We start from the raw sequence: 7,155 nt of genomic DNA on the forward strand, positions 1-7,155 counted from the left end.
TTGGCCCCCCCCCCCCCCGCAGCAACCTGCTGCCCTGCCGAGTTGCAAATGTACGGCGCCGGTGCTCTGCCCCAGGCTCGCCCGGATACATGCCCACCAGCCTGAGCGACTCCTCCGGCAGGCGGGAGTTTGACCGTTCAAACTTTTCCGGGTCGGCTAAGCGGTTCAATCAGCGACACGGAGGGGATGACTCAAGGTCAGCGAAGGTCAGGTGATCAGGAAGTGCGAGCGAGCGCGGCGATGTAAGCTGAACGCTGCCCAAAAAAGCAAAAATCTGTCAAGAGCAGTGCGCCTTCTCTGCTATGGCTAAGCGCTGCAGAAAGCATGTTGAATGTCCTACTCAGACACTGTTCGCTACACGCGCGACGGCGACCAGTTCCACTACTACTGGGCTGCAAGGCAGTGCCTGCAGCTCTTGCCTGCGGGCTCGCAACTGGTTGCTGTCAGCATCGAGGGGGCGTCCGCGCAAGAGACAGACGGGCAAAAGATTGAGCAGGGCGAAGAGGTCATCGACGTTGGCCTGTACTTCGGGCATCAGGAGATGGCACATGCCACGTTAGTGGAGTACTTCCAGCTCAAGCATTCGACTAAGAACCCGCACGAGCCTTGGACGGTCAGTGGCTTGAAGGACACGATTGCCGGTTTCTCAAAGCGGTACGCCAAGTTCTGCGAAAGCTACCCGCCCGAGCTGGTCAAACAGAAGGTTCGCTTCACGTTCTTGACCAACCGGCCCGTGGCTTCGGAGGTAGCCCAGACGATAGACGACGTCGCCAACGGCAGGAAGCCGAGCGATGCGGAAACTGCGAAGTATTTAAAGAAGTATGCGAAGGAGTCGCAGGACGTTCCAGGTTTCTTCTCACTCTTTCGGATACGAGCAGGTGAGCCTGGACTGTGGGAGCAACGCAACTTGCTGACGCTCGACTCCTACATCTTCCTGTCGGAGCCCGACGCCGACGCTGCCGGACAGCTCAAGGAACTGGTCCAGCGGCGAGCAACGTCAGCGGGAAAGGACAACCCCACGGTCGTGCGCCACGACGTGCTCAGTGCCTTCAAGGTCACCGAGTTGCAGCTCTTTCCGGCGCCGTACGAGGCTACCGAAGCTGCCAGTGAGTTTCCCAGAGATCAACACGAGGAACTGCTCCAGGCCATCAGGGATACGCGCTCCACGCTCATCCTCCACGCCGACGGCGGCGTTGGCAAGTCGGTCGTCGCTCGTCTGCTTGCACGCTCTTTCGCTGGCACCTCAACCTCGTTGGTCTACGATTGCTTCGGAGACGGCTCGTACCGCCGCGCTGACAAGCAGCGCCATCGCCACGCCGACGCACTGGTGCAAATCGTCAACGAGCTTGCCGCCAAGGGGCTGTGCCTGCCAGTCATTCCAACCAGACATATCGATGTCAAGCTGCTAATGCAAGCCTTTGTCTCGCGCATCGAGCAGGCGGCAAGGCTGCTGCGCGCCACGGACCCGCACGCTCTACTGTGCATCATCATTGACGCGGCAGACAACGCGGTCATCGCAGCCCGCGAGCGCAACGAACTTGCCTTTGTCCGTGACCTCATCCGCATCGACGTACCTGAAGGTGTGCGCCTTGTGTTCACGGCTCGCACCCATCGCGTCGAGATGCTCGATGCTACGCCCGAGACCGTGCAAGTCGAGCTCAAGCCTTTCTCGCTCGCTGAAACTGCACGCCACCTACACCAGTTCTACCCGAATGCGACCGAGGAAGAGGTCGAGGAGTTCGCCAGATTCAGCAGCCACAACCCGCGGGTGCAAGCCCTGGCAATGGCGCAGCAGCTTTCATTGCTGGATATGCTGCGTGGGCTGGGACCCACGCCGACGACGGTCGAAAGGACGCTAACAGACTTGCTGGACAAGGCCATCAAGCGGCTCAAGAATGACGCAGGCCCAGTCGAGGCATCTCAGGTGGAAGCGCTTTGCCAGTGCCTGGCCGTCCTACGACCTCTGGTTCCGATGTCGGTGCTGTCGCACGTCTCTCAGTGCCCGCCCTCAGCCATTCGAACCTTCGTGACCGCGCTCGGGCGTCCCTTGCTGGTCAAAGGCGACTGCGTGCATTTTCTCGACGAGCCCTCGGAGTCGTGGTTCCGTGACAAATTCAAGCCGACCGGCCCTCAACTGGTGCAGCTACTAGCGCGTCTGACGCCTTTGGCCAGCGATAACGGCTACGCGGCCTCCGTGCTGCCATCGATGCTGCTGGACGCCGGCAAGCTAGATGAACTGGCTGCGCTGGCACTGTCGACGCAGGGCCTGCCGCGCCATAACCCCCTGGAGCGCCGTGACATCGAGCTGCAGCGGCTGACCTTTGCGCTCAAAGCCTGCTTGAAAGCAAACAGGTATGCCGAGGCAGCTAAGCTCGCCTTACGGGCCGGAGGCGAGACCGCCGCCGAGACGAGGCAAAACGAACTCCTGAGGGAAAACGCTGAGGTGGTGTCCAGACTGCTCTCCGTGTCGCATATCGAAGATCTGGTCTCGCGTCGCACGTTTCATTCCACCTGGCTGGGCTCCAACCAGCTCTACTACGCGTGCTTGCTCGCGGGCCACGACGAGCTGATAGCTGACGCAAGAAGCCGCCTGAGACTGGCCGAGGATTGGCTCTACGCCTGGAGCCGGCGCCGTTCTGCAGGCGATGTGGACACTGACGACGTCACCCACGACGACCGTGCGGCCTTCACCCTAGCCATCCTGAGCGTCAGCGGTGCCGATGACGCTGCGCGTTTTCTTCGCCGATGGAGGCCACTGATGCTCGGGTTTGAGAGCGGCAAGCGGGCGGCGCGCCGCCTGTTTGACCTCTCCAAGCCGTTGGCGGTTGATGAGCTCTTCAGGGCTGCGAAGAACAACGTCTGGCTGATGTTGGGGCTAGCCTCGGAAAGCGAGAAGGTTGGCCACCGCTTGCCCGCCGAGCCTCTGGCGAGGCTGATACGCCTGCTCGGCAGCCCTCATCTCAAGCTCGAACTCGACGAGCCTTGGGACGGCCGGGGCGGTCTGGTCGACGCCGTCAGCTCAACCGTTGTCATCGCACGGCAAGTGCTGCCAATGCAGCAGACCACCTTAGTAGCTGCCGTGCTCAAGAAGTTCTTGCCCGCTCATCCGCCGTACGGTCTGGTACAGCGCTACGGCAAGGTCAATGAGCAGATGCTCAAGGCATACGCCCTGTACGACCACTTGGCCGATGACAAGCTCACGTTAAAGGACCTGGCACCGCCACCGCTCGCAGAGCACATCAGCATCGAAGGCAAGGCACTACGCCATCATCATGAGGCGGAGCAGTTCTGTGGCGACGTAGGCGCCATATGGCCTTGGTACAAGCTATGGGCCGCCTGTGTCTGCGACGCCTCTCCCGAGACCTTCACCGCGTCAGCCGACGAAGCACTGACCTTGCTTGCTCTCATTGACTCGTACCGCACGGGATTACGCCACGCCTTGAACGCGGCCGCTGCGCTGGTGTGGCTGGAAGCATTGCGCGACACCGCCACTGCTGGTGACAGGCATTGGCAGCGCTATCGCAGATGGTTCGACGAAGTTTGTGGGGGCATGTCTGCGCAAACGCTGACCGAGCTGTGCAGAGCATGCGCACAAAAAACCGAGCACCATGCGCTCGCACTGGAGCTCGCATGCGAAGCATTCGCTCACATTGAGGCGATGGTCGAGGAGCATGCCGAAGAGCGGGTGAGGCAATATGTACAGCTTGCAAGGGCCGTCCTGTCTGTCGACAAACACGAGGCGTCGGCGTACTTCAGCCGCGCCATCGAGATTGCAAGCCGCATCGGTGAGGAGAACTTGAGCCGCTGGAGATCGCTCACATGGCTTGCAGTGCATGCCGGGGTGCATGGCACGCCCCAACCTGAACTCGCCTATAGGTATTCGCAGGCCGCAGAGCTGGCGTACTCGTATTCCGAGAAGCATTTCGACTGGCAAGAGACGCTGCGAGCACTCTGCGCGCTGTGCCCGTCGTCTGCGCTGGCAATCACGAGCCGCTGGCGAGACCGCGGCTTCGGCAGGCACGAGCGGGTATTCGCGATGACTATCGAGGCACTTGTCGACCGCCAGCAGCTGCCACCAAAGACGCCCGTGGCGATGCTGGGCATCGACGCGCAGTGGCGCCACGAAAAGGTGTTGGATGACGCACTGGCCTCCGCTCAGAGTGACCTGGAACGGCAACGCTTGCTGTCCATTTGCTACCGGTACGTGCGTGTGCTTGGCGCCACGAAGGCCCAGTGGCAAAGGTTCCAGGCGCTCGGCCAGGAGTTGGGCGTCGACCTGCTTGATATCGAGCGCCTGGTGGCCGGAACGCCGGAGCGGGAGGGCGATAGCCACGTGACTGAAATCCCCGTATTGGTGAGCGCACCCAAGGCTGCCGAGGAGGACAGCCTTGATCCCCCTGCCCCTATCGACTGGAAGGTGGTCTTAGTGGGCGTTGATGTCAGCGACCCAGAGGCGCTGAAACAGGCGTACCAGCAGGCTCACACGGCAAACAAGGACGTGCGTCTCAAGGACTTCATCGCACAGGCTGCGCAGGGGCTTACGGCTGGAAGTGCTGGACTTGTCCAGGCTATCAGTCACTGGGCCGACTTCGACATCTTCATACTGCGCGACCTTCTGGAAGCCATACCCAGCAGCATGCGAAAGCTGGTATCAGTGCGCGCCGCACTGAAGCAGGCGCTGCTGCTTGTATGTGAGCGCGAGCCCGCTCGCATCTCGCAGCGGGCGCTATATCCCCTCCTGCCCTGGGAGGAACTCAAGAACGATGGCATCGCCGACGACGATGAGATCGTCGATTCGGTGCTGCGCGGCTATGTCACCCTTGTCGAGCAGGCGGATGCCTCCGAGCTGTTTCAGCTCCTCGACAGCCTGTCGGCCAAGCTCTCGCCGCAGCAAGCCGCGCACACGCTGGAGTACGGGCTGAAACTACTAAAAGAGGCTCTGGTCGATGACAAGGGCGATGGGAAGTGGAGCGCAGCACTTGCGCCGCCGACTGAGCCGCTATCCGCCCTGGCCGGACACCTCTGGTCGGGCCTAAGCTCTCCGGGATGGTCCGAGCGATGGCAATTCGCGCACGTCGTCAGGAGCGCAGCCGAGCTGGAGTGGGACGAGCTACTTGACGAGCTCGCCGGATTCGCCACCACGCGCGAAGCAAGGCCGTTCGCCGACGCTCGACTGAAGTTCTACGAGTGGCATGCTCGGCTGTGGTTCGTCATCGGGCTGGCGCGCGCCGCGCTACAAGTACACCGTCTGCCGCGCACGTGTGTTGCACTGTTGCGGGAGGAGTTGGCGTGCGAGCACGTGCTGCTGAGGAAGTTCGCCGCCCAAGCCTTACTGGCTGCAGGAGCGGTTGAGGGAGAGGAGGACAAACGAGCCTTGCTTGCCATCAACCAGCCGACGCTGCCACAGTTGCAAGTGGAGGAATACTCCGGCCCTACAGACAACGAGCAGAGCGATGAGCCCACTGAAAGCACGCAGGAGTTCTACTTCGGCATCGATATCGGTCCCTACTGGTTCTCACCCTTGGGCGGCGCCTTTGGCCTTTCCGAACGCTCGATAGTGCGGCGTGCCAGAACGGTCATCCAGACCCGCATGTGCGCACGCAGCATGACATGGCAAGACGATGCACGCTATAGCCGTGGCGTCTTCAACCGTGACCGCATGGACACCCACCATCATCACGGCAGCATGCCCACCCTCGACAACCTGCAGACGTACCATTCCTACCATGCCATGTTCATGGTGGCCGCCGACCTGCTGCGTGAGCGCCCGGTCGTACATCGCCGAGACAGCCAAGTCGATGAGTTCTCAGACTGGCTGCGACGCTATGACTTGTCCCGACCGAATGGCATGTGGGTGAGCGACCTGCGGGACCCTGGTTTCATGCGCCCACCGCAGCTACCGAACTACTCCGACAGCCTGTGGTACTGGAGCGTGACGCCCGAGCACATAGACCGGCAGTTTCTGACCGACGATGGCAAGTGGGTACTGTGGGGCTACTGGAGCTTCGGCGAGCGCGGCGGGCGAGAAGACGTCAGCGTGCGCAGCGTGCTGACCGATGAGGAGCTCGCTCCGGCCCTCCTGGCAGCGTTGCACACATCGACCTACCGCATCTACCTACCATCTTCCGATGACTCAGACCGATTCCATGGCCAGCGGAGACTACTGCCCTTGGACGCATGGATTGCCAACCGAAACAGCAACGTGCGCATTGATGGGCGCGACCCCTGGGGCCTAAGCGTTAGATACCCACAGGACTTGCCAGACGACGAAATTTGCCAAGCCCTTGGGTTGATGTGCAGTGCAGACGAGCGTACGTGGACTGCACCCAACGGAGGTGTATTGCGCTCCGAGTCATGGACGCAGACAGTTGGCCATCGCAGAGAGGAAGCGGCTGAGTCCGGCCACCGGCTGACGGCCGATGGTGCATTTGCCCAAGCGCTCCTGGCATCCCGCCCCGGTCAATGCCTCATCATCGCCGTGGGCGTGACTCGATATCCTGGCGAGGATGTGGCCAAGCGTGACCAAGTCGAGCCGTATCCCCTACCCTACACGCGCTACTACATGCTGACACACGATGGAAAAGTTAGAACGCTCTGACGCGCTACTTGCCCTGGGCAAGCGCCTGGTCAATTCGCTGAGAAGCGACGAAGACCTGCTTTCGGACTGGATGGCGCACCTGATTGCCGAGCGCATGCTAGTGGTTAAAACATCAACTGGCGCCGAACGTCAAGCGGCCGAGGAAGCCTGTGCGCAGGAAATCATGCTGCTTTGGGAGCACCGCTACAACGCGCCGGATGGGGTCAACCCGTTGGCAAACCTGGCGCCACTGGCTCGCACCATTGCATCGCTGGAGCCAGGCGAGCACCGCTTCCGATATGCAGAAAGAGTGTTCAGCCTTGCAAGAGACCGGGAGAAGAAGGCTCCGACAGACTGGCTTGAGTTCGCATTGCACGCGGACCGAGCAGCAAGAGATGTCATTCGCTTCGCTTTGAGCAAGGCCGCCGAGGAAGTAACCGACGACGAGGACTTCCATACCGCATTGAATGAAGCGATTGGCGCGCAGCTGGACGTGACTCTAGCAGGCCGTTGAAAAACCCACCCGTCAGTCTGCCGGCAGCGGCGGGGACGATCTAGCCTATCCCCCAACCGACACC

The 7,155-nt window shown here is 61.4% G+C and carries 2 protein-coding genes; both read left to right on the forward strand.

Going from position 1 to position 7,155, the window contains the following annotated elements; all coding sequences use genetic code 11:
* The first annotated feature begins 331 nt into the window (after positions 1–331).
* Entirely contained in the window at positions 332–6,598 is a 6,267-nt protein-coding gene (locus C6P64_RS16270; RefSeq protein ID WP_105749592.1) for an FUSC family protein, read from the forward strand.
* Entirely contained in the window at positions 6,576–7,091 is a 516-nt protein-coding gene (locus tag C6P64_RS16275; RefSeq protein WP_105749593.1) for a hypothetical protein, read from the forward strand. Before C6P64_RS16270 ends, C6P64_RS16275 begins: the two co-directional genes overlap by 23 nt.
* Positions 7,092–7,155: the final 64 nt, after the last annotated feature.

The sequence above is a fragment of the Malikia granosa genome, assembly GCF_002980595.1.
GTDB lineage: Bacteria > Pseudomonadota > Gammaproteobacteria > Burkholderiales > Burkholderiaceae_C > Malikia > Malikia granosa.